Genomic DNA, 24,990 nt, shown 5'->3' on the forward strand with positions numbered 1-24,990 from the left:
AATAATAATATATCACGGATATTATCAAAAGGTCAACACCCAATTTAAGCTGTATGTGAAGAGACATTTTATCGGTTATATTCAATTGTCCATGCTCATAAGATGTAAAACAAGAATGATGGACAAGATAAGGAGGCATCATCAGTGAATCACTTCTATGTGTGGCACATTAAACGGGTAAAACAATTAATTATTATACTTATCGCCGCATTTGCAGCTGCCAGCTTTTTTTATATCCAAAGAGCTGTCCCGCTTCCCGTGTTTTCAACTGACACCGGACCTAAAGCCATTTATAAAGGAGAAACAGACTCTAAAGATATTTCACTTACTTTCGATATCAGCTGGGGTGATGAGAGAGCAGAACCGATACTTAATACTCTGAAAGCAAACGGGATTAAAAATGCAACGTTTTTTCTTTCCGCTTCTTGGGCAGAACGCCATCCCGACACAGTGGCCCGTATCGTAAAGGATGGACATCAAATTGGGAGCATGGGTTACGCTTATAAAAACTATGCCAATTTAGAGAGCAGCGAAATAAAAAAGGACATGAACCGGGCGCAAACAGCCTTTGAAAAGTTAGGGGTCAAAGACATACAGCTATTAAGACCCCCTACCGGCCAATTCAATAAGAATGTTCTAAAGGTCGCAAAGCAATACAATTATACAGTCGTTCATTACAGTGTGAACTCTCAAGACTGGACAAATCCCGGAGTTGAAAAAATCATCGACAATGTGACCAAGCAAGTTTCCGGTGGAGACATTATTCTTTTACATGCCTCCGATTCGGCAAAACAAACAGAAGAAGCATTGCCTGATATCATCCATCAGCTGAAAGAAAAAGGATTAAAAAATGTAACCGTGGGTGATCTCATCGCAAATTCTGATGCCAAATCCGCAGAGGTAAAGTAATTACTTTGCTGCAAACTTCGGCAGCATCAGCAATTGGAAGGCATTACATGCCATTAACGGAAAAAGCATTAAATAAAGCCAGTCCTCATCATTTACTCTTAATGCAGGGAACCATTCTAATGCGGTAATCACAACCATTAAAAACAACGATGACACAAATGTTTTCTTAGAGGACTGCTTTTGCTTTATATAAGCTGTAATCACTCCAAAGATCAATAAAAACACCGGTAACCACGCATAGCCAGCCAGCGATTCTCCGCTCTCTCCAAAAAATAAAAAACGCACGTACATTAAATCAAAAGCAACAAACAGGATGAAAAACAACTGCAGCAAATTCCACAAAGAGGAGGACCTTAATATCTCAAGCGCAAACCGATGAACTGTTAAAAACACGAAAAAACCCATTTGGCTGATCACACTGAAAATCATGCCTACACCGATAAACCAAAATAAAACAGAGAAAATCTGTCCCGCTTCAAATGTTAGAAACAGCCCTCTATATTCTCCCCACTTTAAAGCAAAACCCACAATACTCGTGATAAGCGCTCCGACAGCTAAAATAGAAAAGAAAAAACGAACTAAACCACGGCTTTTCATTTCTTTATTCATCCCCTCAAAAATCGCGAACAGCGATATTTTGTTATGTATAATTCCAAACAGATGAATCATATTAAAGGTAAGACAAGTATGTGAAAGGAGCTTAAGCATGTCAAAAGCCAAAACGCTATTGATGAGCTGTTTTTTGTTATTATCTGTAACAGCTTGCGCTCCAAAAGACCAAGCAGCGGATATGGACTATGATCAGACCAAAAAAATGGTTGTTGATATATTAAAAACTGATGATGGAAAGAAAGCCATTAAGGAATTATTAAATGATGATGCCATGAATGAAGCGCTGGTGATTGACCAAAATGCAATTAAAGGAACAATAGAAAAAACACTCACATCTAAAAAAGGTGAAGAATTTTGGAAAAACATCTTTGAAGACACTGATTTTGCTGAGGGCTTTGCCAAAACTCTTCAGACAGAGCATGAAAAAGTGATTAAAAAGCTAATGAAGGATCCAGATTACCAGAAGATGCTGATGAGCGTTATGCAGGATCCCGGCATGGATAAAAAGTACAGCCAGCTGGCAAAAAGCCAAGAATTCCGCAGTTATTTAGAAGAGGTTATTAACGAAACACTTTCTAGTCCGCTTTACAAAAAGCAGTTCGAAGATGAGCTGAAAAAAGCAGCAAAAGACACAGCAAAAGAAAGTGAATAAAGGGAAAGCCGGGATCTGGAATCCCGGTTCACCTTTTATACCTGCACTGACATTTTTGCATCTATTTTTTTTGCGATGTCCTGATATATTTCTCCGATTGAATGATTTTCGTCATAAACAGACGGAGCAAATTGGTCCTTATCCCAATCTGGCTGTTTCAATGGGATTCTGCCGAGCAAAGGCACATTTAGTTCCTCAGCCAGTTTATCTCCTCCGCCTTTTCCAAAGACATATTCTCTTTCCCCTGTCTTTGCACTTTCATAATAAGCCATGTTCTCTATGACCCCCACGACCTCATGATCGGTTTTAATCGCCATAGAGCCCGCTCTGGCCGCGACAAAAGCAGCTGTCGGATGCGGCGTAGATACGATGATTTCTTTGCAGCTCGGAAGCATTGTATGTACATCGAGAGCAACGTCCCCTGTACCAGGCGGAAGATCAAGAACGATATAGTCTACTTCTCCCCACTCTACTTCGTGGAAAAAGTTATTCAGCATTTTGCCGAGCATTGGCCCTCTCCATACGACCGGGGCATTTTCTTCTACGAAAAAGCCCATTGACATGACCTTTACTCCAAAGCGTTCAACAGGAAGAAGTTTCTCTCCTTCAATTGTTGGACGCACAGTGATACCCATCATGTCCGGCACACTGAACCCATAAATATCCGCATCAATTAAACCAACCTTTTTCCCTAGACGAGCCAGAGAAATAGCTAGGTTTACCGACACAGTTGACTTGCCTACGCCGCCTTTTCCACTTGCTACAGCAAGAAAGACTGGCGGGTTATCCATATTTAATAATGTTTTTTTCTCGGCTGACGGCGCCCCGAATTTAGCAACCGTTTCTTTAGGCAGCTCTTCAAATCGAAGGCCGACTGTCTCAGCTCCTGCCCCTTTTAATACGTTTACGATCTCTTGCTGAATCTGCATTTGTTCTGCAGTTCCTGTTTTTGCAAGAGCGACTTTTACACTGATATGCCGTTTTTCAGGCTTTATTTTAATTTCCTTAACGGCATCCAATTCTCCCAGAGGTCTTTGAAGAAAAGGTTCGCGCATTTCTCCGACTAGTTTTCTTACTTCATCTTCTCTTATCATCGAACCTCACCCTTTTGTGTATTCGTTTACAATTATTATTATATCATACATAAATGGCGGGTGTCTTATGCTTAGAACCGCAAGAAAACCCTCCATTACTCCGGAGGGTCTCCTTTTTCTGTGAAATATCGCAAAATGCCTTTATATATGGAAGATGCCACCTTGTCTTGATATTTCGGTTTACCGAGCAACGTTGCTTCACTTGGATTGGATAAAAATCCGACTTCTATAAGCGCCCCCGGTTTGGTGACGTTTTGCATTAAGTAGATACCATGAATCCGCTTTGCTTTCCGGGTTGTGTTTTCCAGATTTCTTCTCAGCTCATCCTGAATGTATTTTGCGACTTTCTCATTTTCCGCATATTTCCCGTAATAAAAGCTTTGGGCTCCGCTCCATTTTTGTGACGGAATCGCATTAAGATGAATGCTGATATAGAGCTCCGCCTCTGAATGGTTTATTAATTTGACTCGTTGTCTTAGATCCTCAGCTTTACGTCGACTATAGCCTTTTGTTCCTTCTGGAGCGAGATCAGTATCACTTTCTCTGGTCATGATAACAAGCGCTCCTTGTTCTTGAAGATAATCCCTGACTCTAAAAGCCACTTCCAGGGTAACATCCTTCTCTAACAGCTTTCCGCCGACTGCTCCGCCGTCAGGCCCGCCATGACCTGGATCTAGATAAATGATTTTACCGCTCAAGGGCAGGCTCCACGGCTTCCAAGAGTCGTTATTGCTGAACTGATATTTGAACAGAAATAGTAATACGATGAAGCCTAGCAAAAAACCGAGCCATTTAAGCTTTTTCCTCATCCCTTCCCCTCCCGCTTGTCCGTTATTACATAACTATGGGACAGGGCCGGGAAATATGATTATCGCATGCGAAGCTTACACTGTTTTTCTCTTTGAACAAACCCTGCTGTCCACCAATCTTTAATGAACTTGCGTGCCGCTTCATAAACCGTGTTTTTATCAAATGTTGCGTATTGCTCGTGTATCCAATTATAGAGATAATCAAAAAACTCCATACGTAGCTCTTCTTCTTCTCTTGCAGAGCGGGCACTGATACTTTTCATGGATTCTCCGTAATAGCCGAATATCCCAAAACGCCCGCCTAACAAATAAGCTTCAATCGCAAAATCAATACAGCCTTCAGTAATAATATCTCGTTCATCATGTAAAAATGGAAATAATGGTTCCAAACAATCCTTAACAGACTGGATAATTTGTCTCAGAGAGAGTTCTTTGAGCAAGTTCTTTTCTAATTCAAAATCCTTTTGGCGTTTCAAATCCATAAAAGACAGTACTTCTGCCATATAAATTCACTCTCCTTTTACCGATTATTTTGAGGTTTGGATGATGAAACAATGCCCGAATTCGGTTGGAAATTCGCCCAAATGAAGGTGTAAAATCGATAAAAAATCAGCTTTCTGCAGGGTTCGGAACAAACGTTCTGTAATTGGTTATGAAAAAAGCAGCCCCTCTAACAGGTCGCTGCTTTTCATACTTTCACGCTTCTTGTTGCAGAATATGTATGGATATATTGGTCTAATACAAACCCGCCTTTATCTTCATAAAAACCAGTAACGATAAAACCGGCATCAATTTGGCCTTTGATTTGGTCTTCTAAGGAATGGCCGAATTCCAGAGCCTCATTATTTTCGATCAGTTTTTTCACTTTATGTTTCGGAAGATCTTCTGGGTCAGCATATGGAATGGAGTGTTTTACTTTTAAAACACCTTGCTGTTCTAATTCTGTATCAAACAGAAATACAACAGGATTGACAAAACCCGAGATTAGAACACCGTTCCTTTTCAACACACGGTGCGCTTCCTTCCATACCGGGAGGACATTCTCAACAAAAACATTGGCAACAGGATGTACAATGACATCAAATGATTCATCATTAAATACACTTAAATCGTCCATGCTTCCTTTGACAGTGTGTATCGTGAGACCATCTCGCTCAGCAATCATTCTATCCTGATTCAGCTGTTTTTCTGAGTTGTCTAATACAGTGACATCCGCGCCTGCGGCTGCCAAAACTGGACCCTGCTGGCCGCCGCCTGATGCTAAACAGAGTACTTTCAGACCTTTGACAGGCGGAAACCAATCCTTCGGTACATCTTTCATTGGTGTTACCCTTATATCCCAATTGCCTTTTTTTGCTTGTTCGATAACCTGCTGCTCAACAGCAACAGTCCATTCATTGCCTGTTTCTACTTTTTTATCCCAGGCTTTGCTATTATGAGCTACTAACGCATTCATGAATCTTCTCCTTACTTTAATGTATAGAGTATAACAAATATTTCTAGATTGATATCGCTTTCCCTTTGCATATTTAGAAAAAAGTTCATAAAAACGCAAAAAAATCACAAAGGAGATATGTGATTTATATCATCAGATTTACACTTACTTCGTTACATAGTGCCATTAGCAATGAGAGCCCTTGTTTCTCCGGGTTAAGAATCAGCAGTGAACTTTAACGGATGAGATACAGTGGTTAGATGGAGCTGGGCTGATCACATAACGATAATAAACATTGACCGAACTTCCAATTAAATAAAAAATGAAAGCTATCATGATTATTACAGTGAGACCGTTTATAAACAAACAATTTGCTTAACCCCGTCAAGCGTCCATTCAGTTGTTATTTTTATGCGGAGCTGCCACGTTTTATTGAAAGAAAAAAGCTCCCAACCCAAGGTCGAGAGCTTTTTGAAAACGTAAAATTAACGTTTTGAGAACTGAGGTGCACGACGAGCGCCTTTAAGACCGTATTTTTTACGTTCTTTCATACGAGCGTCACGAGTCAGAAGACCTGCACGTTTAAGAGTTGTACGGTATTCTGGATCTGCTTCAAGCAAAGCACGAGCGATACCGTGACGGATTGCTCCAGCTTGACCAGATAAGCCGCCTCCATGTACGTTTACTAAAACGTCATAAGTGCCAGCTGTTTCAGTCAAAGTTAATGGTTGTTTGATATCTTCGATTAAAGCTGCAGATGGGATATGTTCGCTGATTTCACGATTATTAACGACGATACGGCCTTCTCCTGGAACTAAACGCACACGCGCTACAGAGCTTTTACGACGGCCAGTACCGTAATATTGAACCTGTGCCAAATTGGTAACCTCCTTTTTAATTAACCGCGAAGTTCGTAAACTTCAGGTTTTTGTGCTTCGTGTGGATGCTCAGAACCACGGTATACGTTCAATTTTTTGAACATTTGACGACCTAGAGAACCTTTTGGAAGCATGCCTTTGATAGCAAGCTCAAGCATTTTCTCAGGGTAGTTTGTACGCATTTCAAGAGCAGTTCTTGATTTTAATCCGCCTGGATGTTGAGTGTGACGGTAGTAGATTTTGTCAGTTAACTTTTTACCAGTTAACTCGATTTTTTCAGCGTTGATGATGATCACATGATCTCCAGTATCAACGTGTGGTGTGTAAGTTGGTTTGTGTTTTCCGCGAAGGATAGCTGCAACTTCTGAAGAAAGACGACCTAAAGTCTTGCCAGCAGCATCAACAACTAACCACTTGCGTTCAATAGTACTTGCGTTAGCCATAGGTGTTGTACGCATTGAATTTCCCTCCTAAATGATCTGTCATTTTCAATAAACTTCGATTACGTTCTATTTCACAACACAATAAGTTCCGGGGCTTATCGTGGGGTTGAAATACATACCATATGATATCTTATAACTTTATGCAGACTCTGTCAAGAAAATATTATACACCTGGTTTAGTTGTCATAGTAAACGTTCCATAAATATAGTCCGTGCCCCGGCGCTGTGCGCCCTGCTGCTTCGCGATCCTTCGCTTCCAGCATGGATTTCACCTCATCAGGAGAAATTTTTCCAATACCTGCATCAAGCAAAGTACCCGCAATAATTCTGACCATATTATATAAGAAACCGCTGCCTGTGATCCGCATTTGCAGGCCGTCAGCCGTCTCAGTCCAATCAAGTTCGTATATCGTTCTTACCTTGTCCTGCACTTCTGTTTTAGCCGCACAAAAGCTCGTAAAATCATGTGTCCCTATAAGATGCTTTGCCGCTTCTCTCATGTCCTGCACATTAAGGCGATATGAAAAATGGTAAGCGTAATGCCGTTTAAATACGTCCGGGTGTTTCTCCGTGTATACAAAGTAGCGATATTCTTTTTTGACTGCGCTAAATCGTGCATGGAACCCATCATCCGCAATTTCTGCCTGTTTGACTGCGATATCGTCCGGAAGCAGTGCATTTAAGGCATGTGGCCATCTCTCAGCCGGGATAGACAGCGGAGTGTCAAAATGAATCACCTGTCCGGCTGCGTGAACCCCGCTGTCTGTTCTTCCAGACGAAACGACCGGAATTCTGTCTTTTGACTTATGCAGGACAGCCAAAGCCTTCTCCAGTTCATCCTGAACCGTTCTTTTGCCCGGCTGAACCTGATAACCGTTAAACAAATGTCCGTCATAAGAAATCGTGCATTTCAGTCTCATACAGCACCTCTAAGCCCTTAAGAAAAATAACAAAGCAGCTAATACAATTAAGCTGACAATGACAGAAGTGTCTTTTCCTGTCCATACAAGCTTTCTATATTTCGTACGTCCTTCTCCGCCTTGATAGCCTCTTGCTTCCATTGCAACCGCAAGCTCTTCGGCGCGTTTAAATGCGCTGACGAAGAGCGGGACAAGAAGCGGGACAATAGCCTTCACTCTATCTTTGACAGGCCCGCTTGTAAAATCAACGCCTCGCGCCATCTGAGCCTTCATGATCTTATCTGTCTCCTCCATCAGTGTCGGAATAAACCGTAAAGAAATTGACATCATAAGAGCCAGCTCATGAACAGGAAGCTTTAATTTTTTCAATGGGTTCAGCAGCTGCTCCATTCCATCGGTAATCTCAATCGGTGTGGTCGTAAGCGTTAATAAGGTTGTGATTAAAATCAAATAGACGAATCTAAGAGAAATGAATATCCCCTGAACCAGACCGCCCTCATAGACTTTGAAAAAACCTATTTGAAAGATAACCGGTCCTTCATGTGTCATAAGGATGTGAAGAAGGAACGTAAAAAGGACAATCCAGATGATTGGCTTCAGTCCTTTCATTAAAAAAGAGAAAGGAACTCTTGTTAAAGAAACGACGCCAATTGTAAATAAACCAAGCAACGCATATGTCTGAACATTATTGGCTAAGAATACGATGCAGACAAATAAAAAGATCGTGATCAGTTTTGTTCTGGGGTCAAGCCGGTGCACAAGTGAAGTACCCGGTACATACTTGCCGATAATCATGCTGTCCATCATAAAGTCTTCTCCCCCTGAAAAAGAGCACGGATTTCAGCAGCGGCATCTTCGATTGTGAGCATAGGCTCATTAAATCTCACACCCAGTGCAGCTTCAAGGTGTCTTTGGAATTTTATTGTTTCAGGAAGATCCAGCCCCCAGCCGGCCATCTCTTCACCCTTTAAAAACAGATCACGCGGACTGCCTGATGCTTGTATCGTTCCTTTATGCATAACAATCATTTCATCAGCGTATGCAGCTGCATCCTCCATGCTGTGTGTCACAAGGATCGTCGTCAGGTTCCCCCGTTGATGAAGCTCATAAAACATGTCCATAATCTCTTTTCGCCCTCTTGGGTCCAATCCTGCAGTCGGTTCATCCAGAACAAGCACTTCAGGGTCCATTGCAAGTACGCCGGCAATTGCAACTCTGCGCATTTGTCCCCCGCTTAATTCAAAGGGTGACCTGTCCAAAAGCTCTTCTGATAAACCTACAAGTTGCAGCATCTCTCTCGCTTTTTGTTCAGCATCTTCTTTTTTAACACCAAAGTTCATCGGCCCGAATGAAATATCTTTAAGAACTGTTTCTTCGAATAATTGATGCTCAGGAAATTGGAAAACGATTCCGACTTTTTTACGAAGTTTTTTCAGATCTTTATTCTTTTTCCCTGCCTGAATGACAGTGCTGCCTAGTGATATCTGTCCCTTCGTCGGCTTCAGGAGACCATTTAGGTGCTGAAGAAGAGTGGACTTGCCAGAGCCTGTATGCCCGATAACGGCTACGTAGCTTCCTTCTTTAATCGATGCATTGATATCATATAGTGCTAGGCGCTCAAACGGCGTCTTCATTTGATAGCGATGCTCTACATCTTTGATTGTAATGTCCACAGCTCTTTCACCAGCCCTTCCTGAGTCAAATGGTTTTCTTCCAAAGCCAGTCCATTTTCTCTTAAAAGCTGGCTAAGCTGGAATGAGAAGGGTAAATCAAGCCCAATTCGAACAAGTTCTTTATTCAATTTAAAAATCTCTTCAGGCGGCCCTTCAGCATATTTTTTACCGCCATTCATGACAATGATCCTATCTGCTTTTGCTGCCTCATCCAGATCATGTGTAATGGATATGACAGTCGCCATGCCCTGCTCTTTTAAATGTCTTACCGTTTCAAGCACTTCTTCTCGCCCGATCGGATCAAGCATGGATGTTGCTTCATCTAAGATAATAATATCAGGACGTGCGGCAATAACCCCCGCAATCGCAACTCTCTGCTTTTGGCCTCCGGAGAGATGGTGCGGCTCTTGATCGAGAAAATCTTGCATATTCACCTGTTTTACTGCCCAGTCTACTCTCTCAATCATTTCTTCCCGCGGTACACCATTGTTTTCTAAACCAAAAGCCACATCATCGCGAACAGTCGTTCCGACAAATTGGTTATCCGGATTTTGAAAGACCATACCTATCTTCTTACGTACTTCCCAAACAGATTCCTCTGTCAATTGAATCCCGGCAACCTCAATGTCGCCAGATTCAGGAAGAATTAAACCATTCAATGCCCGGGCCAGTGTTGATTTCCCTGAACCGTTATGACCTACGATTGCAAGCCATTCACCCTCATACACCTGCAGGGAGACGCCGTCTAGTGCTCGTCTTTCTGCGTCCTTCCGATATCGAAATACGATATCCTCTACCGATATCAACTGATTTTGATTCATGGAAAACCGGCCTCCTCTCAGCTAATGCTCTGCTTTTCTCTCTATTAAAAGTTGCAGTATCTAAAAAAAGGGCATAGATCCAGTTAGAAACTGTCCCGCCCTTCTTTAGATACACAAAAATATGTGATTAAACCAATTCGATAATTGCCATTGGTGCTCCGTCACCACGGCGAGGACCAAGCTTCATAATACGTGTGTATCCGCCTTGGCGCTCCTCGTAACGAGTTGCAATGTCAGAGAATAATTTTTGAAGTGCATCTTGGTTATTTTCTTCGTTTGCAACCTCGTTGCGGATGTATGCAGCAGCTTGACGGCGAGCGTGAAGATCACCGCGTTTGCCAAGCGTGATCATTTTTTCAACTACAGAGCGAAGTTCTTTCGCACGTGTTTCAGTTGTTTCGATTCTTTCGTTGATGATCAAATCAGTTGTAAGATCACGAAGCATAGCTTTACGCTGTGCACTCGTACGTCCTAGTTTTCTGTATGACATGTGATGTCCCCTCCTTTATTGGAATGCTGTTTCTGAATAAAAAACACACGAAAATCCTAGTTCACAAGGGAAACTAGTCAATCGTCTTTGCGAAGTCCGAGTCCAAGTTCTTCTAGTTTCGCTTTCACTTCTTCAAGTGATTTGCGTCCTAGATTTCGAACTTTCATCATATCTTCTTCCGTCTTGTTCGCAAGCTCTTGAACCGTGTTAATACCCGCACGCTTTAAGCAGTTGTAAGAACGAACAGAAAGATCCAATTCTTCAATTGTCATTTCAAGAACTTTCTCTTTTTGATCTTCTTCTTTTTCAACCATGATTTCAGCATGTTGAGCTTCGTCAGTTAAACCAACGAATATATTAAGGTGTTCAGTTAAAATCTTTGAACCAAGCGCAATTGCTTCTTTCGGTCCAGTGCTTCCATCAGTCCAAACATCAAGTGTAAGTTTATCATAGTTTGCAACTTGGCCTACACGAGTGTTCTCTACCTGATAAGATACACGAGAAACTGGCGTATAGATAGAATCGATCGGAATCACGCCGATTGGCTGATCGTCTCTCTTGTTTGCGTCAGCAGGCGTATACCCACGTCCTCTTTGAGCAGTAAGGCGAACTCGGAAACTCGCATTCTCACCAAGAGTCGCGATATGAAGATCAGGATTTAAGATCTCTACATCACTATCGTGTGTAATATCAGCTGCCGTTACAGTTCCTTCACCCTGTACATCAATTTCTAGCGTCTTCTCTTCATCAGAGTAGATTTTCAATGCAAGCTTTTTAATGTGTAAGATAATCGTTGTAACATCTTCCACAACGCCTTCAATTGTCGAGAATTCGTGCAGTACACCATCTATCTGGATTGATGTTACAGCGGCACCAGGGAGTGAGGATAAGAGGATACGACGTAAGGAGTTACCCAGAGTTGTACCATATCCACGCTCAAGTGGCTCTACGACAAACTTACCAAATTTGGCATCGTCGCTGATTTCAACCGTTTCGATTTTTGGTTTTTCAATCTCGATCATTACTTAAAACCCTCCTTCAAAACGTCGAAACCTCGAATAGAATCATATGAGATTCCATCCGAAATTCCCCATTGTTTAGTCCCGTATGTGCTCAGGCAACGAGTCGGTGCATTCGTTTCATAAATAACTGTATCATAACCCATTATTGACAGGGACACAAAATCTATACAAACAAATTACACGCGGCGACGTTTTGGTGGACGGCATCCGTTATGAGGAACAGGAGTTACGTCTCTGATAGCAGTGACTTCTAGTCCAGCAGCTTGAAGTGCACGGATTGCAGCTTCACGGCCTGAACCAGGTCCTTTAACAGTAACCTCTAGAGTTTTAAGACCATGTTCGATTGAACCTTTAGCAGCTGTTTCTGCAGCCATTTGCGCAGCAAAAGGAGTAGATTTACGAGAACCTCTGAATCCTAAAGCTCCGGCACTAGACCAAGAAATAGCATTACCATGAGTGTCAGTGATCGTAACGATCGTGTTATTGAAAGTTGAACGAATATGAGCAATTCCAGACTCAATATTCTTTTTCACGCGACGTTTACGCGTGTTAGATTTACGAGCAGCAGCCATTGTTTAAGAACCTCCCTTACTTATTTTTTCTTGTTAGCTACAGTACGACGCGGACCTTTACGAGTACGCGCGTTGTTTTTAGAGTTTTGTCCGCGAACAGGTAATCCTCTGCGATGACGGATTCCGCGGTAGCTTCCGATTTCGATCAGACGTTTGATATTAAGAGAAACTTCACGGCGAAGGTCACCTTCTACTTTCAGTTTGTCAATAATATCACGGATTTTACCAAGTTCTTCTTCAGTAAGATCGCGCACACGAGTATCTTCTGAAACTCCAGCTTCTTTTAAAACTTGCTGAGCCGTTGTGCGGCCAATTCCGAAGATGTATGTTAAAGAAATAACAACACGTTTGTCACGTGGGATATCTACACCAGCAATACGAGCCATTCTCTGGGCACCTCCTTATAAATTATCCTTGTTTTTGTTTATGCTTTGGATTTTCACAGATCACCATTACTTTTCCTTTTCTGCGAATAACTTTACATTTTTCGCAGATTGGTTTAACTGATGGTCTCACTTTCATGTGTTTCCAACCTCCTTCAGTTTCCGGAGTGCTTTATTTGTAACGGTACGTAATCCTGCCACGAGTTAAGTCATATGGAGATAATTCTACCGTAACTTTGTCTCCAGGTAAAATGCGAATGAAGTGCATGCGGATTTTACCAGATACATGAGCCAAAACAGTGTGGCCATTTTCAAGTTCAACTTTGAACATCGCGTTTGGCAGTGTTTCGACTATAGTACCTTCCACTTCAATTACATCGTCTTTCGCCATTCAAGTGTTCTCCCTTCTTCAAATCAGTAACTTGCTTTCTGACAAATTTCAAAAGAAGTTTGTCACACGCCCTGTTTCGTTTATACTGTTCTGAACTTCCGGAGATACGCAATCATAAAGGGTTAAATGATTGATATTCTTTTTCTTAGGAGAATGAAATGTACGCTTTTCTCCGTCTGCTGTTAGTACATTGATGATGGTTAAAATTCCAACGACAAGCAGCAAGATGAATTCGGTCTTGCCAATGTTCCCCCAAGCTTTCTGCCCTATCAAGCTTGAAAAACATCTGTCTTCGGAATTATTTTCATCATCTAGACTCTCGTCAGTATATCAAAACCCGTTTCCGTAATCGCAATCGTATGTTCAAAATGAGCACACTTTTTCCCATCTACCGTAACAACCGTCCAGTTATCAGCCAATGTTTTCACGTAGCGGCTGCCAGCGTTCACCATAGGTTCAATAGCGAGAACCATGCCAGGTTTAAGCCGTGGTCCTTTGTTGGGCGGACCGTAATGAGGAATTTGCGGGTCCTCATGCAAGTCTTGACCAACACCATGTCCGACATACTCCCTAACAACTGAAAACTGCTCATTTTCGACATACGTTTGTATTGCGTGGGAAATATTCGACAAACGTTCACCTGGTTTTGCTTCCTGCAAGCCTTTATATAAAGACTCCTCTGTCACTTCCAGAAGTTTTTTGTCATCATCGCTGATGTTTCCTACCGGATATGTCCATGCAGAGTCACCATGATAACCATTTAATTTAGCACCGATATCAATACTGATGATGTCACCGTCCTTCAGCACCCTGCTGCCAGGTATGCCGTGAACCAGTTCTTCATTAACTGATACGCAAATGCTCCCGCGAAACCCATTATACCCCTTAAAAGATGGGATTGCACCCTGCTTCTTAATAAAACGTTCGGCAATTTGATCCAATTCTTTTGTCGAGATTCCTGGTTTAATGTGCCTTTTTAACTCTTCATGAGTTAAAGCCACGATTCGCCCTGCTTCCCGCATGATACCAAGTTCACGTGGGGTTTTACAGATAATCATTTTTTTAATCCTCCAAGAAGATCCTTCACATCTGCATAAACGTCTTGAATGTCCTGTTGGCCATTCACGTTTGCAAGATAACCTTTCTCTGAATAGAAATCGAGTAAAGGCTGAGTTTGCTTCATGTTTACCTCAAGCCGTTTAGAGACGGTTTCCTCATTATCATCTGCCCGTTGATAGAGTTCGCCTCCGTCTTTATCACAAATACCCGGCGTTTTCGGCGGATTAAAGACTAAATGATAGGTTGTGCCGCAAACACTGCAAATTCTGCGTCCAGTCAGACGTTCCATAAGAGCGTCTTTGTCGACTTCAATGTTAATGACATAATCAATCGGCTTGCCGTATTCCTCAAGAATTTCTTCAAGAGCTTCGGCTTGAGCGACTGTTCGCGGAAATCCGTCCAGAAGAAAACCTCTTTCACAATCATCTTTGCCAAGTCTCTCTTTTACAATTCCGATTGTGACTTCGTCAGGTACGAGCTCTCCCTTATCAATATAAGATTTTGCTTCGAGTCCGAGTGGTGTTTCTTCTTTCATAGCAGCACGGAACATATCTCCTGTTGAGATATGAGGAATCCCATAATCCTCAACAATTCGTTCGCCCTGTGTGCCTTTACCGGCACCAGGAAGCCCCATTAAGACTAAGTTCATTCGGATTTCCCCCGTCCTCTCTTTATTAAGAGGGAATGGATAAATCCATTTCCTCTAGTTTTTCATAAATCCACGGTAGTTTCGTTTCACCAACTGGCTTTCTAGTTGTTTCATTGTCTCCAAGGCTACCCCGACAACAATTAACAAAGATGTTCCGCCAATTTGTGCACTTTGAGGCAATCCAGCGAATTGAATGAAAAAGATAGGAAGAATGGAAATCACGGCTAAGAATATAGAACCCACAAACGTAAGTCGATACAAAATGCTCGTAATTCTATCTTGAGTCATTTTCCCTGGACGAACCCCCGGGATATAGCCACCCTGTTTTTTAAGGTTATCAGCCATTTGTTCAGGGTTTACCTGTACAAAAGCATAAAAGTACGTAAAGGCAATAATCAACGCAACATATATCGCCATACCCACCGGATGCGTATTATCAAAGTTGTTTTGAATCCACTTTGTCACATCGTTTGTTCCAAAGAATGACGCGATCGTCCGCGGCGTTATCAAAAACGCAACCGCAAAGATTACCGGAATAACCCCTGCAGGATTCACTTTCAATGGAAGGTGTGTAGACTGACCTCCGCCAGCAGGTGAACGACCTGTGCCTTTAGCATATTGAATCGCAATTTTCCGTACGGCTTGCTGAATGAAAATAACTCCAACAATAACTGCTAAAATCGCAATCACAAGAAGTGCGATTTTCACAATATGAATAAACAACTGATCGTTGCTACCGACAAATTGAGTCTCATATATTTGCCCAATTGTTTTTGGAATACTAGACACAATCCCCGCGAAGATAATGATCGATATTCCGTTGCCTACTCCATGAGAAGTAATTTGTTCCCCAAGCCACATTAAAAAGGCAGTTCCGCCAGTGAGCACTAAAGCAATGATAAGATATGTCGATACACCGGATTTTTCGATCAGCATACCGTTTGCCAGATTGTTGAATCCATATGACATACCTAACGCTTGGATGAAACCAAGCACAATCGTAAAGTACCTTGTGAACTGAGCTAATTTACGGCGGCCAACTTCACCTTGCTTAGACCACTCGGTAAACTTCGGTACAACATCCATCTGAAGCAGCTGAATGATGATCGAAGCCGTGATATAAGGAGTAATTCCCATTGCGAAAATGGAAAATTGGTAAAGCGCACCGCCGCCAAATGTATTAAGGAGATCAAAAACACCCATTTGAGACTGCGCCTGTAACGCTTCAGCGTTAACATAAGGCACAGGAATAAACGCACCTATGCGAAAGACGATAAGCATGAGTAAAGTGAATATGATTTTATTCCTGATATCACTCACACGCATAAAGTTGGAGATTGTTTTAAACAAGTTAGATCACCTCAGCTGTACCGCCAGCAGCTTCAACAGCTTCTTTCGCAGAAGCAGAGAATTTATTGGCTTTTACAGTTAATTTTTTCTCTAATTTACCGTTGCCAAGAATCTTTACTCCTGCATTAAGTTTGCTAATAACACCAGTCTCTAGAAGAAGTTCAGGAGTGACTTCCGTTCCTTCTGCAAAACCGTTCAATTTGTCTAGGTTGACTACAGCGTATTCCTTGCGGTTGATGTTAGTGAAACCGCGTTTAGGAAGACGTTGGAATAAAGGCATTTGTCCCCCCTCGAAACCAGGGCGTACACCGCCGCCAGAACGAGCGTTTTGACCTTTGTGACCTTTACCAGCTGTTTTACCGTTGCCAGAACCAATACCACGACCTACGCGATTACGCGTTTTGCGTGAACCTTCTGAAGGTTTTAATTCATGAAGTTTCATTAGGACACCTCCTTATCCGATCAAATATTTTTATTGTTCTTTAACAGAAACTAAATGAGATACTTTATTAATCATACCACGGATCGCAGCGTTGTCTTCATGAACAACAGTTTGGTTTGTTTTCTTTAAACCAAGTGTTCTTACAGTAACGCGTTGGTCTTCCGGGCGACCGATTACACTTCGTTTGAGGGTAATTTCTAATTTAGCCATTAATGTTCCCTCCTTATCCTAACAGTTCTTCTACAGATTTTCCACGAAGCTTCGCAACGTCTTCAGCACGTTTAAGTTCACTTAAACCTTGAAGTGTTGCACGAATCATGTTGATCGGTGTGTTAGAACCTAAAGACTTAGAAAGGATATCAGCTACACCAGCTAGCTCAAGTACCGCACGTACAGGGCCTCCAGCGATAACTCCAGTACCTTCAGAAGCAGGTTTTAACAAGATGTTACCTGCACCGAAACGTCCGATGATTTCGTGTGGAATTGTAGTTCCAACCATTGGTACTTCAATCAAATTCTTTTTCGCATCTTCAACAGCTTTGCGGATCGCTTCTGGTACTTCTTGTGCTTTACCAGTACCGAATCCTACGTGTCCGTTTTTGTCACCGACAACGACTAGAGCTGCGAAGCGGAAACGACGACCACCTTTAACAACTTTCGCTACGCGGTTAACCGTAACTAAGCGTTCTTCTAACTCTAATTTGCTTGGGTCAATACGACGCATAATCATGTGTCCCTCCTTCTTTTATTAAAATTTAAGTCCAGCTTCACGAGCGGCATCAGCCAAAGCTTTTACACGTCCATGGTATAAGTATCCGCCACGGTCAAATACTACGTCAGAAATGCCTTTTTCAGCAGCGCGTTTTGCAACTAATTCTCCAACTTTAGTAGCAGCAGAAGTATCTCCAGTGCTTTCAACGTTCAAGTCTTTATCGAGAGTAGATGCACTAGCAAGTGTTACACCATTTACATCATCGATGATTTGAGCGTAAATGTGCTTGTTAGAACGGAAAACGTTCAGGCGCGGTCTTTCAGCAGTACCGGAAAGTTTAGCGCGAACACGAGCGTGTCTTTTAAGACGAGCAGCATTTTTGCTAGTTTTCGTAATCATCTAGGTCACTCCTTTCTTCACTTTAAGCGATCTTACTTAGCAGATTTACCTTCTTTACGGCGAACAACTTCACCTTCGTAGCGGATTCCTTTACCTTTGTAAGGCTCTGGAGAACGTACAGCGCGGATGTTAGCAGCAATAGCTCCTACGCGTTCTTTGTCTGTACCTTTTACAACTACTTTTGTTTGAGAAGGAACTTCGATTTCGATGCCTTCTTCAGGAACGATCTCAACAGGATGAGAGTATCCAACGTTTAAAACAAGTTTATTTCCGGATTTAGAAGCACGGTAACCGACACCGACTAATTCCAAACCTCTTTCAAATCCTTTAGATACACCTTCAACCATGTTGCCAAGCAGACTGCGAGTCGTACCATGCAGGGCACGGTGCTCTTTTTGATCAGAAGGACGAGCGACTGTAAGCACATTGTCCTCTACTTTAATCTCCATATCAGGGTGAAACGTACGAGTTAATTCTCCTTTTGGTCCTTTCACAGCTACAGTGTTGTTATCATTTAACGTTACTGTAACATCAGAAGGAATCTCAAGTAGCTTCTTACCTACACGAGACATACCAAACACCTCCATTCATGTTAAACTTCTTACCAAACGTATGCTAGAACTTCTCCACCAGCTTGTTTTGCACGGGCTTCTTTGTCCGTTAAAACACCTTGTGATGTAGAAATAATCGCGATTCCAAGACCGTTAAGTACGCGAGGTACTTCATTAGATTTAGCATAAACACGCAAACCAGGCTTGCTGATTCTTTTAAGACCAGTGATAACGCGCTCGTTGTTTTGTCCGTATTTCAAGAAAACGCGGATGATACCTTGTTTGCTGTCTTCTACGAACTCAACGTCACGAATGAAACCTTCACGCTTTAAAATTTCAGCAATTTCTCTTTTCAATTTAGAAGCAGGAATTTCAAGCTTCTCATGACGTACCATGTTTGCATTGCGAATACGAGTTAGCATATCTGCAATTGGATCTGTCATAACCATTATATAATTACCTCCTTCCCTTTCTTGGGGATTACCAGCTGGCTTTTTTCACGCCAGGAATTTGTCCTTTATATGCAAGCTCACGGAAACAAATACGGCAAAGTTTAAATTTACGAATGACTGAATGCGGACGTCCGCAGCGTTCACAGCGTGTGTACTCTTGTACTTTAAACTTTGGTGTACGTTGTTGTTTCGCAATCATAGACTTTTTAGCCACGATTTCGCCTCCCTTTCATTGATTATTTCTGGAACGGCATACCTACTTGAGTTAATAGCTCACGAGCTTCTTCGTCAGTATTAGCAGTTGTTACGATAACGATGTCCATTCCGCGAACCTTTGTTACTTTATCGTAGTCAATTTCAGGGAAGATTAACTGTTCTTTGATACCAAGTGTGTAGTTACCGCGACCGTCGAAAGATTTTTTAGAAACCCCGCGGAAGTCACGTACACGCGGTAAAGATACAGAAATAAGTTTATCAAGGAAATCATACATGCGCTCTCCGCGAAGAGTTACTTTCGCACCGATAGGCATTCCCTCACGAAGACGGAATCCAGCAATTGATTTCTTCGCACGAGTAACGACAGGTTTTTGACCTGCGATAAACGTTAATTCTTCAACAGCACTGTCGATTGCTTTGGCGTTTTGAACAGCGTCACCAACACCCATGTTGATTACGATTTTTTCGATTTTAGGCACTTGCATGACTGAATCATAGTTGAACTTAGTCATTAAAGCAGGTGCAATTTCTTTATTGTACTTTTCTTTAAGGCGGTTCATGAGATAGACCTCCCTTCCTTTTAATACTATTTATCTAGAACTTGCCCAGATTTTTTTGCTACACGAACTTTTTTGCCATCTTCCACTTTGTATCCTACGCGAGTCACTTCACCTGTTTTAGGATCGAGCGGCATAACGTTTGATACATGAATTGGCGCCTCTTGATTAGAAATACCGCCTTGAGGGTTAGCTTGAGTTGGTTTAGAGTGTTTCTTTACCATGTTAACACCTTCAACTAAAACGCGGTCCTTTTTAGGGAAAGCAGCAAGGATTGTTCCTTGTTTGCCTTTATCTTTACCAGAGATAACCATAACTTTATCGCCTTTTTTTACATGCATCCTGATCGCACCTCCTTGAGTAAGGCATTTATTTCATTAGATAACTTCTGGAGCTAGAGAAACAATTTTCATAAAGTTGTTTTCACGCAATTCACGAGCAACTGGTCCGAAGATACGAGTTCCGCGTGGGCTCTTGTCGTCACGGATGATAACACATGCATTCTCATCGAAGCTGATGTATGAACCGTCACTTCTGCGCGCTCCGCTTTTAGTGCGAACGATAACAGCTTTTACGACTTCACCTTTTTTGACAACGCCTCCTGGTGTTGCTTGTTTAACCGTGCAAACAATTACATCACCAATGTTAGCTGTTTTACGTCCAGAACCACCAAGAACTTTAATAGTAAGTACTTCACGTGCGCCAGAGTTGTCAGCTACTTTTAAACGAGTCTCTTGTTGAATCATTATTTGTTACCTCCCTTCGGAAAAAGAATTCCGAACTTTATTAGATAATAACAGCTTCTTCGACAACTTCAACTAGACGGAAACGCTTAGTTGCAGACAATGGACGAGTTTCCATGATCTTAACGATGTCACCGATTTTAGCTTGATTATTTTCATCATGTGCTTTGAATTTTTTTGAGTATTTTACGCGTTTACCGTAAAGTGTATGTTTTTTGTATGTCTCAACAACAACAGTAATGGTTTTATCCATTTTGTCAGAAACAACACGGCCTTGGTAAACTTTGCGTTGGTTACGTTCGCTCATGCTCACGACCTCCCCTCAGTGATTATTTATTAGCAGCAATTTCTCTTTCACGAATCACAGTTTTCATGCGCGCGATAGCTTTGCGCACTTCACGAATGCGAGCAGTATTTTCAAGTTGTCCTGTCGCTAATTGAAAGCGAAGATTGAAAAGTTCTTCTTTAAGAGACTTTACTTTTTGTTCAATTTCAGCAGTGGTAAGGTCACGAATTTCATTAGCTTTCATTTGATTCACCACCAATTTCTTCACGTTTTACGAACTTCGTTTTAATTGGCAATTTGTGAGATGCAAGGCGAAGCGCTTCACGAGCAACCTCTTCAGACACACCAGAAATTTCAAATAAAACTTTGCCCGGTTTTACAACAGCTACCCAACCTTCAGGAGCCCCTTTACCGGATCCCATACGTACCTCAAGTGGTTTAGCAGTGTAAGGTTTAGAAGGGAAAATTTTGATCCAAACTTTACCGCCACGTTTCATGTAACGAGTCATCGCAATACGTGCAGCTTCGATTTGACGGTTAGTAATCCAAGAAGCTTCAAGAGCTTGGATACCGAATTCACCGAAATGTACTTCAGTACCGCCTTTCGCACGGCCACGCATTTTTCCGCGATGCTCTCTGCGATATTTAACGCGTTTTGGTAATAACATATTATTTTCCTCCTTCCTCAGTTTTCTTCTTAGTAGGAAGAACCTCTCCACGATAGATCCAGACTTTCACACCAAGCTTACCGTAAGTAGTGTCAGCTTCAGATGTTGCATAGTCAATGTCCGCACGTAATGTGTGCAATGGAACAGTTCCTTCACTGTAGTATTCAGAACGAGCGATATCTGCACCGCCAAGACGACCAGAAACCATTGTTTTCACACCTTGTGCTCCAGCACGCATAGTACGTTGGATTTGTTGTTTCTGCGCACGGCGGAAAGAAACACGGTTTTCTAATTGACGAGCGATGTTGTCAGCAACTAGCTGTGCATCAAGATCTGCTCTTTTGATTTCAAGAATGTTAATGTGTACACGCTTGCCAGTAAGGCTGTTAAGGGCTTTGCGAAGTGCTTCGACTTCAGAACCGCCTTTACCGATAACCATACCAGGCTTAGCTGTGTGGATCGTAATGTTAACGCGGTTTGCTGCACGCTCGATTTCTACTTTAGAAACAGAAGCGTCAGAAAGGCGTTTGCTAATGTATTCACGAATTTTTAAATCTTCGTGCAGGAAGTCAGCGTAATCTTTACCAGCGTACCACTTAGATTCCCAATCACGAATGACTCCGATACGAAGACCGACTGGATTTACCTTTTGACCCACTACTTATCCCTCCTTCTTTTCTGATACAACGATTGTAATGTGGCTCGTACGTTTGTTGATTTGGCTCGCACGTCCCATAGCACGTGGGCGAAATCTTTTTAACGTAGGGCCTTCGTCAACGAATGCTTGAGAAATAACCAGGTTGTTAGCGTCCATTTCATAGTTATGCTCAGCATTTGCAATAGCGGATTTTAATACTTTCTCGATAATTGGAGAAGCAGCTCTTGGTGTAAGGTTCAAGATTGATACTGCCTCACCTACTTGCTTGCCTCGAATCAGGTCCATTACTAGACGTGCTTTACGAGGAGCAATACGGACTGTTCTTGCAACAGCTTTAGCTTGCATTTAAAAGCCTCCTCTCTTAGCGTCTTGTTTTTTTGTCATCACTAGCATGACCTTTGTACGTACGAGTTGGAGCGAATTCACCCAACTTGTGCCCTACCATATCTTCAGAAATGAATACAGGCACGTGTTTACGTCCGTCATAGACTGCGATTGTGTGACCAATAAACTGTGGGAAAATAGTAGAACGACGAGACCAAGTTTTTACGACTTGTTTCTTGTCTGTTTCATTTAATTTCTCGATTTTAGTCATCAAGTGTCCATCGACAAATGGTCCTTTTTTTAAGCTGCGAGCCATTTTGGAACCTCCCTTCGTGATTGCACTACGGTCCGAAAAGAACCGTAGACAACCCCGTTATTTATTTTTACGACGACGTACGATAAATTTATCGGATTTATTCTTTTTCTTACGAGTCTTGAATCCAAGAGTTGGTTTGCCCCATGGAGACATTGGTGATTTACGTCCGATTGGCGCACGTCCTTCACCACCACCGTGTGGGTGATCGTTAGGGTTCATTACAGAACCACGAACTGTAGGACGGATGCCTTTCCAGCGAGAACGTCCAGCTTTACCAATGTTGATAAGTTCGTGCTGTTCGTTACCTACTTGACCGATAGAAGCACGGCAAGCAGAAAGGATCATGCGAACTTCACCAGAGTTAAGACGTACAAGAACGTATTTACCTTCTTTACCAAGAACCTGAGCAGATGTACCAGCTGAACGTACAAGCTGTCCGCCTTTACCAGGTTTTAATTCAATGTTATGCACAACTGTACCAACAGGGATGTTGATAAGTGGAAGTGCATTACCTACTTTAATGTCAGCTTCAGGACCTGACATGATTTCAGTACCTACTTGAATTCCTTTAGGAGCAAGAATGTAACGTTTTTCTCCGTCTGCATAGTTGATTAGAGCGATGTTAGCTGAACGGTTTGGATCGTATTCAACTGTAGCAACGCGTCCAGGTATACCATCTTTATCGCGTTTGAAGTCGATAACACGGTATTGGCGTTTATGTCCGCCACCTTGGTGACGTACAGTCAATTTACCTTGGTTGTTACGTCCGCCTTTTTTGTGAAGGGGAGCAAGCAAGGATTTTTCCGGCTTGTCAGTCGTGATTTCAGCAAAATCTGAAGTTGTCATGCCACGACGTCCATTAGAGGTCGGTTTATACTTTTTAATCGCCATTTTGAATTTCCCTCCTTCTTTTTACAGATAATTAAGCTTCAAAAATTTCGATTTCTTTGCTGTCTGCAGTAAGTTTTACGATCGCTTTTCTGCGACGGCTAGTCATACCAGTGTAGCGTCCAACACGTTTTGATTTGCCTTTGTAGTTCATGATGTTGACTTTGTCAACTTTCACTCCAAAGATGCTTTCAACCGCGTCTTTCACTTCTGTTTTGTTAGCTCTTACATCAACTTCAAAAGTATATTTTTTTTCAGTCATTAAATCAGCAGAACGTTCAGTAATGACGGGGCGCTTTAGAACATCACGAGGATCTTTCATTATGCAAGCACCTCCTCTACTTTTTCAACCGCTGCTTTTGTAATCAGAAGCTTCTCGTGGTTGACAACGTCTAAAACGTTGATTCCGTTAGCTTCAACAACAGTAACTCCAGGAATGTTACGAGCAGATAATGCTACTGCTTCGTTTGCATCCGCAGTTACGATTAAAGCTTTTTTCTCAACAGATAATCCTTTAAGGATAGCTGCCATTTCTTTTGTTTTAGCCGTATCAAGAGTAAGATCTTCAAGAACGATGATGTTGTTGTCGATCACTTTAGAAGACAATACTGATTTGATTGCCAAGCGGCGAACTTTTTTAGGTAATTTATAAGAATAGCTGCGTGGTGTTGGGCCGAATACGACACCACCTCCGCGCCATTGCGGTGAACGGATTGAACCTTGACGGGCACGTCCAGTACCTTTTTGACGCCATGGTTTACGACCTCCGCCGCGTACTTCAGAACGATTTTTTACTTTGTGAGTTCCTTGACGTAAGGAAGCTCTTTGCATAAGAATAGCGTCGAATACAACACTCTCATTTGGTTCGATACCAAATACAGAAGCGTTTAATTCGATGTCACCAGCAGTAGAACCGTTTTGGTTGTATAATGCTACTTTTGGCATAATCAATTTCCTCCTTTCCTAAGAGAATTATTTAGATTTAACAGCACTTTTAACAGTGATTAAAGATTTCTTCGCACCAGGTACGTTACCTTTGATCAAAAGAAGATTGCGTTCTGCATCAACTTTTACGATTTCAAGGTTTTGAACAGTGATTTGCTCTCCGCCCATACGTCCAGGTAATAATTTACCTTTGAATACACGGTTAGGATCTACAGGTCCCATTGAACCAGGACGACGGTGGTAGCGTGAACCGTGAGACATAGGTCCGCGAGATTGTCCGTGGCGCTTGATCGCACCTTGGAAACCTTTACCTTTAGATACTCCTGTTACATCTACGATTTCTCCAGCAGAGAAAATTTCAACCTTGACTTCCTGACCAACTTCATACGCATCCATTTCCACTCCGCGTAATTCTTTAACGAAGCGCTTAGGAGCAGTTTCCGCTTTTGCAACGTGTCCTTTTTCAGGTTTGTTAGAAAGCTTTTCACGCTTGTCGTCAAAACCAAGCTGGATTGCTTCGTAACCGTCGTTTTCAGCTGTTTTCTTTTGAAGAACAACGTTTGGAGCAGCCTCGATAACAGTTACCGGAATAAGATCACCATTCTCAGCGAATACTTGCGTCATACCAATTTTTCTTCCTAAGATTCCTTTGGTCATTCGTCACACCTCCT

The 24,990-nt window shown here is 42.1% G+C and carries 42 protein-coding genes and 1 pseudogene; 2 read left to right on the forward strand and 41 right to left on the reverse strand.

Translation table 11 applies throughout. The features are described 5' to 3' along the window. Window positions 1–144: 144 nt before the first annotated feature. Window positions 145–909 (forward strand): polysaccharide deacetylase family sporulation protein PdaB, encoded by a 765-nt coding sequence (gene pdaB, locus ACQVGT_RS19800; protein ID WP_003235130.1) that lies wholly within the window; start codon window positions 145–147, stop codon window positions 907–909. On the opposite strand, the gene kbaA is transcribed toward pdaB, so the two are convergent. After that, a complete protein-coding gene (kbaA, locus tag ACQVGT_RS19805) occupies window positions 910–1,506 on the reverse strand; it encodes a KinB-signaling pathway activation protein (protein WP_004399693.1) in 597 nt (198 codons plus the stop codon). A 109-nt stretch (window positions 1,507–1,615) separates the two neighbouring features. On the opposite strand from kbaA, the gene gerD reads away from it, so the two are divergent. Then, complete coding sequence (gene gerD / locus ACQVGT_RS19810) at window positions 1,616–2,173, forward strand: spore germination lipoprotein GerD (RefSeq protein WP_015382601.1); 558 nt, start codon at window positions 1,616–1,618, stop codon at window positions 2,171–2,173. Between the two features lie 35 nt (window positions 2,174–2,208). Here gerD and salA read toward each other — a convergent pair whose 3' ends face one another. From salA to rplC, 40 genes and pseudogenes are all read right to left on the reverse strand, one after another. Further along, window positions 2,209–3,267: an iron-sulfur carrier protein/transcriptional regulator SalA gene (gene salA / locus ACQVGT_RS19815; protein WP_015382600.1), complete on the reverse strand. Its 1,059-nt coding sequence runs from the start codon at window positions 3,265–3,267 to the stop codon at window positions 2,209–2,211. Between the two features lie 95 nt (window positions 3,268–3,362). Next, window positions 3,363–4,076, reverse strand: coding sequence for an N-acetylmuramoyl-L-alanine amidase CwlD (gene cwlD / locus ACQVGT_RS19820; RefSeq protein WP_015382599.1), 714 nt, complete (start codon window positions 4,074–4,076; stop codon window positions 3,363–3,365). 59 nt (window positions 4,077–4,135) lie between these two features. Further along, window positions 4,136–4,579, reverse strand: a complete 444-nt coding sequence (locus tag ACQVGT_RS19825; RefSeq protein ID WP_015382598.1) for a YbaK family protein — start codon at window positions 4,577–4,579, stop codon at window positions 4,136–4,138. A 185-nt stretch (window positions 4,580–4,764) separates the two neighbouring features. Beyond that, window positions 4,765–5,532 carry a class I SAM-dependent methyltransferase gene (locus ACQVGT_RS19830; RefSeq protein ID WP_046340194.1) on the reverse strand — a complete coding sequence of 256 codons (768 nt, stop codon included), beginning with the start codon at window positions 5,530–5,532 and terminating at the stop codon, window positions 4,765–4,767. Between the two features lie 464 nt (window positions 5,533–5,996). After that, complete coding sequence (gene rpsI, locus ACQVGT_RS19835; RefSeq protein WP_004399691.1) at window positions 5,997–6,389, reverse strand: 30S ribosomal protein S9; 393 nt, start codon at window positions 6,387–6,389, stop codon at window positions 5,997–5,999. Between the two features lie 20 nt (window positions 6,390–6,409). After that, complete coding sequence (gene rplM, locus ACQVGT_RS19840) at window positions 6,410–6,847, reverse strand: 50S ribosomal protein L13 (protein WP_003241966.1); 438 nt, start codon at window positions 6,845–6,847, stop codon at window positions 6,410–6,412. 161 nt (window positions 6,848–7,008) lie between these two features. Further along, a complete protein-coding gene (gene truA / locus ACQVGT_RS19845) occupies window positions 7,009–7,752 on the reverse strand; it encodes a tRNA pseudouridine(38-40) synthase TruA (RefSeq protein WP_015382595.1) in 744 nt (247 codons plus the stop codon). 9 nt (window positions 7,753–7,761) lie between these two features. Then, window positions 7,762–8,559, reverse strand: coding sequence for an energy-coupling factor transporter transmembrane component T family protein (locus tag ACQVGT_RS19850; RefSeq protein WP_015382594.1), 798 nt, complete (start codon window positions 8,557–8,559; stop codon window positions 7,762–7,764). Then, on the reverse strand, window positions 8,556–9,425 hold the full coding sequence (locus ACQVGT_RS19855; RefSeq protein WP_003235106.1) for an energy-coupling factor ABC transporter ATP-binding protein: 870 nt from the start codon (window positions 9,423–9,425) through the stop codon (window positions 8,556–8,558). Before ACQVGT_RS19855 ends, ACQVGT_RS19850 begins: the two co-directional genes overlap by 4 nt. After that, window positions 9,401–10,246 (reverse strand): energy-coupling factor ABC transporter ATP-binding protein, encoded by an 846-nt coding sequence (locus ACQVGT_RS19860; protein WP_014478629.1) that lies wholly within the window; start codon window positions 10,244–10,246, stop codon window positions 9,401–9,403. The genes ACQVGT_RS19855 and ACQVGT_RS19860 overlap by 25 nt, the downstream gene beginning before the upstream one ends. 127 nt (window positions 10,247–10,373) lie before the next feature. Beyond that, entirely contained in the window at window positions 10,374–10,736 is a 363-nt protein-coding gene (gene rplQ, locus ACQVGT_RS19865) for a 50S ribosomal protein L17 (protein WP_003225836.1), read from the reverse strand. 77 nt (window positions 10,737–10,813) lie between these two features. Then, entirely contained in the window at window positions 10,814–11,758 is a 945-nt protein-coding gene (locus tag ACQVGT_RS19870) for a DNA-directed RNA polymerase subunit alpha (RefSeq protein WP_003225835.1), read from the reverse strand. Between the two features lie 176 nt (window positions 11,759–11,934). Further along, window positions 11,935–12,330: a 30S ribosomal protein S11 gene (rpsK, locus tag ACQVGT_RS19875; protein WP_009966385.1), complete on the reverse strand. Its 396-nt coding sequence runs from the start codon at window positions 12,328–12,330 to the stop codon at window positions 11,935–11,937. 20 nt (window positions 12,331–12,350) lie between these two features. Continuing rightward, window positions 12,351–12,716, reverse strand: a complete 366-nt coding sequence (gene rpsM, locus ACQVGT_RS19880) for a 30S ribosomal protein S13 (RefSeq protein ID WP_003235095.1) — start codon at window positions 12,714–12,716, stop codon at window positions 12,351–12,353. A 22-nt stretch (window positions 12,717–12,738) separates the two neighbouring features. Then, window positions 12,739–12,852, reverse strand: a complete 114-nt coding sequence (gene rpmJ / locus ACQVGT_RS19885; RefSeq protein ID WP_003156543.1) for a 50S ribosomal protein L36 — start codon at window positions 12,850–12,852, stop codon at window positions 12,739–12,741. A 33-nt stretch (window positions 12,853–12,885) separates the two neighbouring features. Then, complete coding sequence (gene infA, locus ACQVGT_RS19890; RefSeq protein ID WP_003156508.1) at window positions 12,886–13,104, reverse strand: translation initiation factor IF-1; 219 nt, start codon at window positions 13,102–13,104, stop codon at window positions 12,886–12,888. Continuing rightward, window positions 13,082–13,350, reverse strand: a pseudogene (locus ACQVGT_RS19895) (ribosome-binding protein ybzG). Before ACQVGT_RS19895 ends, infA begins: the two are co-directional and overlap by 23 nt. A gap of 65 nt (window positions 13,351–13,415) precedes the next feature. Then, the gene (gene map / locus ACQVGT_RS19900) at window positions 13,416–14,162 is read right to left on the reverse strand and encodes a type I methionyl aminopeptidase (RefSeq protein WP_015482707.1); all 747 of its coding nucleotides are present in this window, start codon (window positions 14,160–14,162) and stop codon (window positions 13,416–13,418) included. Next, window positions 14,159–14,812, reverse strand: a complete 654-nt coding sequence (locus ACQVGT_RS19905; protein ID WP_003241987.1) for an adenylate kinase — start codon at window positions 14,810–14,812, stop codon at window positions 14,159–14,161. Before ACQVGT_RS19905 ends, map begins: the two co-directional genes overlap by 4 nt. 54 nt (window positions 14,813–14,866) lie before the next feature. Further along, window positions 14,867–16,162, reverse strand: coding sequence for a preprotein translocase subunit SecY (gene secY, locus ACQVGT_RS19910; RefSeq protein WP_024571501.1), 1,296 nt, complete (start codon window positions 16,160–16,162; stop codon window positions 14,867–14,869). A 1-nt stretch (window position 16,163) separates the two neighbouring features. After that, a complete protein-coding gene (gene rplO, locus ACQVGT_RS19915; protein ID WP_003225819.1) occupies window positions 16,164–16,604 on the reverse strand; it encodes a 50S ribosomal protein L15 in 441 nt (146 codons plus the stop codon). Window positions 16,605–16,634: 30 nt separating this feature from the next. Further along, window positions 16,635–16,814, reverse strand: coding sequence for a 50S ribosomal protein L30 (gene rpmD, locus ACQVGT_RS19920; protein ID WP_003156497.1), 180 nt, complete (start codon window positions 16,812–16,814; stop codon window positions 16,635–16,637). 13 nt (window positions 16,815–16,827) lie between these two features. Then, the gene (rpsE, locus tag ACQVGT_RS19925; protein WP_003328273.1) at window positions 16,828–17,328 is read right to left on the reverse strand and encodes a 30S ribosomal protein S5; all 501 of its coding nucleotides are present in this window, start codon (window positions 17,326–17,328) and stop codon (window positions 16,828–16,830) included. A gap of 24 nt (window positions 17,329–17,352) precedes the next feature. Beyond that, window positions 17,353–17,715 (reverse strand): 50S ribosomal protein L18, encoded by a 363-nt coding sequence (rplR, locus tag ACQVGT_RS19930; protein WP_003225816.1) that lies wholly within the window; start codon window positions 17,713–17,715, stop codon window positions 17,353–17,355. Window positions 17,716–17,747: 32 nt separating this feature from the next. Continuing rightward, the gene (rplF, locus tag ACQVGT_RS19935) at window positions 17,748–18,287 is read right to left on the reverse strand and encodes a 50S ribosomal protein L6 (RefSeq protein WP_004399690.1); all 540 of its coding nucleotides are present in this window, start codon (window positions 18,285–18,287) and stop codon (window positions 17,748–17,750) included. 29 nt (window positions 18,288–18,316) lie between these two features. After that, window positions 18,317–18,715 carry a 30S ribosomal protein S8 gene (gene rpsH / locus ACQVGT_RS19940; RefSeq protein WP_003241998.1) on the reverse strand — a complete coding sequence of 133 codons (399 nt, stop codon included), beginning with the start codon at window positions 18,713–18,715 and terminating at the stop codon, window positions 18,317–18,319. A gap of 31 nt (window positions 18,716–18,746) precedes the next feature. Beyond that, window positions 18,747–18,932 (reverse strand): 30S ribosomal protein S14, encoded by a 186-nt coding sequence (gene rpsN / locus ACQVGT_RS19945; protein ID WP_003156488.1) that lies wholly within the window; start codon window positions 18,930–18,932, stop codon window positions 18,747–18,749. 22 nt (window positions 18,933–18,954) lie between these two features. Further along, on the reverse strand, window positions 18,955–19,494 hold the full coding sequence (gene rplE / locus ACQVGT_RS19950) for a 50S ribosomal protein L5 (RefSeq protein WP_003225809.1): 540 nt from the start codon (window positions 19,492–19,494) through the stop codon (window positions 18,955–18,957). Between the two features lie 26 nt (window positions 19,495–19,520). After that, complete coding sequence (gene rplX / locus ACQVGT_RS19955) at window positions 19,521–19,832, reverse strand: 50S ribosomal protein L24 (RefSeq protein ID WP_003156486.1); 312 nt, start codon at window positions 19,830–19,832, stop codon at window positions 19,521–19,523. A 36-nt stretch (window positions 19,833–19,868) separates the two neighbouring features. Next, window positions 19,869–20,237 (reverse strand): 50S ribosomal protein L14, encoded by a 369-nt coding sequence (gene rplN, locus ACQVGT_RS19960; RefSeq protein WP_003225805.1) that lies wholly within the window; start codon window positions 20,235–20,237, stop codon window positions 19,869–19,871. 40 nt (window positions 20,238–20,277) lie between these two features. Next, complete coding sequence (gene rpsQ, locus ACQVGT_RS19965; RefSeq protein WP_003225804.1) at window positions 20,278–20,541, reverse strand: 30S ribosomal protein S17; 264 nt, start codon at window positions 20,539–20,541, stop codon at window positions 20,278–20,280. Window positions 20,542–20,563: 22 nt separating this feature from the next. Further along, window positions 20,564–20,764 carry a 50S ribosomal protein L29 gene (gene rpmC, locus ACQVGT_RS19970; RefSeq protein WP_003156482.1) on the reverse strand — a complete coding sequence of 67 codons (201 nt, stop codon included), beginning with the start codon at window positions 20,762–20,764 and terminating at the stop codon, window positions 20,564–20,566. Continuing rightward, the gene (rplP, locus tag ACQVGT_RS19975; protein WP_003225801.1) at window positions 20,754–21,188 is read right to left on the reverse strand and encodes a 50S ribosomal protein L16; all 435 of its coding nucleotides are present in this window, start codon (window positions 21,186–21,188) and stop codon (window positions 20,754–20,756) included. Before rplP ends, rpmC begins: the two co-directional genes overlap by 11 nt. Window position 21,189: 1 nt before the next feature. Continuing rightward, window positions 21,190–21,846 (reverse strand): 30S ribosomal protein S3, encoded by a 657-nt coding sequence (gene rpsC / locus ACQVGT_RS19980; protein WP_003242001.1) that lies wholly within the window; start codon window positions 21,844–21,846, stop codon window positions 21,190–21,192. Between the two features lie 3 nt (window positions 21,847–21,849). Next, window positions 21,850–22,191 carry a 50S ribosomal protein L22 gene (gene rplV / locus ACQVGT_RS19985; protein ID WP_003156475.1) on the reverse strand — a complete coding sequence of 114 codons (342 nt, stop codon included), beginning with the start codon at window positions 22,189–22,191 and terminating at the stop codon, window positions 21,850–21,852. A 16-nt stretch (window positions 22,192–22,207) separates the two neighbouring features. Further along, window positions 22,208–22,486, reverse strand: coding sequence for a 30S ribosomal protein S19 (rpsS, locus tag ACQVGT_RS19990; protein ID WP_003156472.1), 279 nt, complete (start codon window positions 22,484–22,486; stop codon window positions 22,208–22,210). 57 nt (window positions 22,487–22,543) lie between these two features. Next, the gene (gene rplB / locus ACQVGT_RS19995) at window positions 22,544–23,377 is read right to left on the reverse strand and encodes a 50S ribosomal protein L2 (protein WP_003225795.1); all 834 of its coding nucleotides are present in this window, start codon (window positions 23,375–23,377) and stop codon (window positions 22,544–22,546) included. Between the two features lie 31 nt (window positions 23,378–23,408). Further along, window positions 23,409–23,696 (reverse strand): 50S ribosomal protein L23, encoded by a 288-nt coding sequence (gene rplW, locus ACQVGT_RS20000; protein WP_003156467.1) that lies wholly within the window; start codon window positions 23,694–23,696, stop codon window positions 23,409–23,411. Next, window positions 23,696–24,319: a 50S ribosomal protein L4 gene (rplD, locus tag ACQVGT_RS20005; RefSeq protein ID WP_004399658.1), complete on the reverse strand. Its 624-nt coding sequence runs from the start codon at window positions 24,317–24,319 to the stop codon at window positions 23,696–23,698. Before rplD ends, rplW begins: the two co-directional genes overlap by 1 nt. 27 nt (window positions 24,320–24,346) lie before the next feature. Further along, window positions 24,347–24,976, reverse strand: a complete 630-nt coding sequence (gene rplC, locus ACQVGT_RS20010; protein WP_004399671.1) for a 50S ribosomal protein L3 — start codon at window positions 24,974–24,976, stop codon at window positions 24,347–24,349. Window positions 24,977–24,990: the final 14 nt, after the last annotated feature.

Source organism: Bacillus sp. SCT118 (assembly GCF_058566435.1).

Excerpts from the sequence above, each read along its gene's own strand:
- rplP (WP_003225801.1), bottom strand. The coding sequence starts at position 21,188 with ATGTTATTACCAAAACGCGTTAAATATCGCAGAGAGCATCGCGGAAAA.
- rplO (WP_003225819.1), bottom strand. The coding sequence starts at position 16,604 with ATGAAACTTCATGAATTAAAACCTTCAGAAGGTTCACGCAAAACGCGT.
- map (WP_015482707.1), bottom strand. The coding sequence starts at position 14,162 with ATGATTATCTGTAAAACCCCACGTGAACTTGGTATCATGCGGGAAGCA.
- rpmJ (WP_003156543.1), bottom strand. The coding sequence starts at position 12,852 with ATGAAAGTGAGACCATCAGTTAAACCAATCTGCGAAAAATGTAAAGTT.
- ACQVGT_RS19850 (WP_015382594.1), bottom strand. The coding sequence starts at position 8,559 with ATGATGGACAGCATGATTATCGGCAAGTATGTACCGGGTACTTCACTT.
- ACQVGT_RS19830 (WP_046340194.1), bottom strand. The coding sequence starts at position 5,532 with ATGAATGCGTTAGTAGCTCATAATAGCAAAGCCTGGGATAAAAAAGTA.
- salA (WP_015382600.1), bottom strand. The coding sequence starts at position 3,267 with ATGATAAGAGAAGATGAAGTAAGAAAACTAGTCGGAGAAATGCGCGAA.
- rpsQ (WP_003225804.1), bottom strand. The coding sequence starts at position 20,541 with ATGAGCGAACGTAACCAACGCAAAGTTTACCAAGGCCGTGTTGTTTCT.
- gerD (WP_015382601.1), top strand. The coding sequence starts at position 1,616 with ATGTCAAAAGCCAAAACGCTATTGATGAGCTGTTTTTTGTTATTATCT.
- ACQVGT_RS19905 (WP_003241987.1), bottom strand. The coding sequence starts at position 14,812 with ATGAACTTAGTCTTAATGGGGCTTCCTGGTGCCGGTAAAGGCACACAG.
- rplM (WP_003241966.1), bottom strand. The coding sequence starts at position 6,847 with ATGCGTACAACACCTATGGCTAACGCAAGTACTATTGAACGCAAGTGG.
- rpsM (WP_003235095.1), bottom strand. The coding sequence starts at position 12,716 with ATGGCTCGTATTGCTGGTGTAGATATCCCACGTGACAAACGTGTTGTT.
- rplC (WP_004399671.1), bottom strand. The coding sequence starts at position 24,976 with ATGACCAAAGGAATCTTAGGAAGAAAAATTGGTATGACGCAAGTATTC.
- kbaA (WP_004399693.1), bottom strand. The coding sequence starts at position 1,506 with ATGAAAAGCCGTGGTTTAGTTCGTTTTTTCTTTTCTATTTTAGCTGTC.
- ACQVGT_RS19860 (WP_014478629.1), bottom strand. The coding sequence starts at position 10,246 with ATGAATCAAAATCAGTTGATATCGGTAGAGGATATCGTATTTCGATAT.
- rpsE (WP_003328273.1), bottom strand. The coding sequence starts at position 17,328 with ATGCGTCGTATTGACCCAAGCAAATTAGAGTTAGAAGAACGCTTAGTT.
- rpmD (WP_003156497.1), bottom strand. The coding sequence starts at position 16,814 with ATGGCTAAATTAGAAATTACCCTCAAACGAAGTGTAATCGGTCGCCCG.
- ACQVGT_RS19870 (WP_003225835.1), bottom strand. The coding sequence starts at position 11,758 with ATGATCGAGATTGAAAAACCAAAAATCGAAACGGTTGAAATCAGCGAC.
- rplR (WP_003225816.1), bottom strand. The coding sequence starts at position 17,715 with ATGATTACGAAAACTAGCAAAAATGCTGCTCGTCTTAAAAGACACGCT.
- rplE (WP_003225809.1), bottom strand. The coding sequence starts at position 19,494 with ATGAACCGCCTTAAAGAAAAGTACAATAAAGAAATTGCACCTGCTTTA.
- rpsS (WP_003156472.1), bottom strand. The coding sequence starts at position 22,486 with ATGGCTCGCAGCTTAAAAAAAGGACCATTTGTCGATGGACACTTGATG.
- rplV (WP_003156475.1), bottom strand. The coding sequence starts at position 22,191 with ATGCAAGCTAAAGCTGTTGCAAGAACAGTCCGTATTGCTCCTCGTAAA.
- truA (WP_015382595.1), bottom strand. The coding sequence starts at position 7,752 with ATGAGACTGAAATGCACGATTTCTTATGACGGACATTTGTTTAACGGT.
- cwlD (WP_015382599.1), bottom strand. The coding sequence starts at position 4,076 with ATGAGGAAAAAGCTTAAATGGCTCGGTTTTTTGCTAGGCTTCATCGTA.
- rplW (WP_003156467.1), bottom strand. The coding sequence starts at position 23,696 with ATGAAAGATCCTCGTGATGTTCTAAAGCGCCCCGTCATTACTGAACGT.
- rplN (WP_003225805.1), bottom strand. The coding sequence starts at position 20,237 with ATGATTCAACAAGAGACTCGTTTAAAAGTAGCTGACAACTCTGGCGCA.
- rplF (WP_004399690.1), bottom strand. The coding sequence starts at position 18,287 with ATGTCTCGTGTAGGTAAGAAGCTACTTGAGATTCCTTCTGATGTTACA.
- rplQ (WP_003225836.1), bottom strand. The coding sequence starts at position 10,736 with ATGTCATACAGAAAACTAGGACGTACGAGTGCACAGCGTAAAGCTATG.
- infA (WP_003156508.1), bottom strand. The coding sequence starts at position 13,104 with ATGGCGAAAGACGATGTAATTGAAGTGGAAGGTACTATAGTCGAAACA.
- rpmC (WP_003156482.1), bottom strand. The coding sequence starts at position 20,764 with ATGAAAGCTAATGAAATTCGTGACCTTACCACTGCTGAAATTGAACAA.
- rplB (WP_003225795.1), bottom strand. The coding sequence starts at position 23,377 with ATGGCGATTAAAAAGTATAAACCGACCTCTAATGGACGTCGTGGCATG.
- rplX (WP_003156486.1), bottom strand. The coding sequence starts at position 19,832 with ATGCATGTAAAAAAAGGCGATAAAGTTATGGTTATCTCTGGTAAAGAT.
- ACQVGT_RS19825 (WP_015382598.1), bottom strand. The coding sequence starts at position 4,579 with ATGGCAGAAGTACTGTCTTTTATGGATTTGAAACGCCAAAAGGATTTT.
- rpsH (WP_003241998.1), bottom strand. The coding sequence starts at position 18,715 with ATGGTTATGACAGATCCAATTGCAGATATGCTAACTCGTATTCGCAAT.
- rplD (WP_004399658.1), bottom strand. The coding sequence starts at position 24,319 with ATGCCAAAAGTAGCATTATACAACCAAAACGGTTCTACTGCTGGTGAC.
- rpsK (WP_009966385.1), bottom strand. The coding sequence starts at position 12,330 with ATGGCTGCTGCTCGTAAATCTAACACGCGTAAACGTCGCGTGAAAAAG.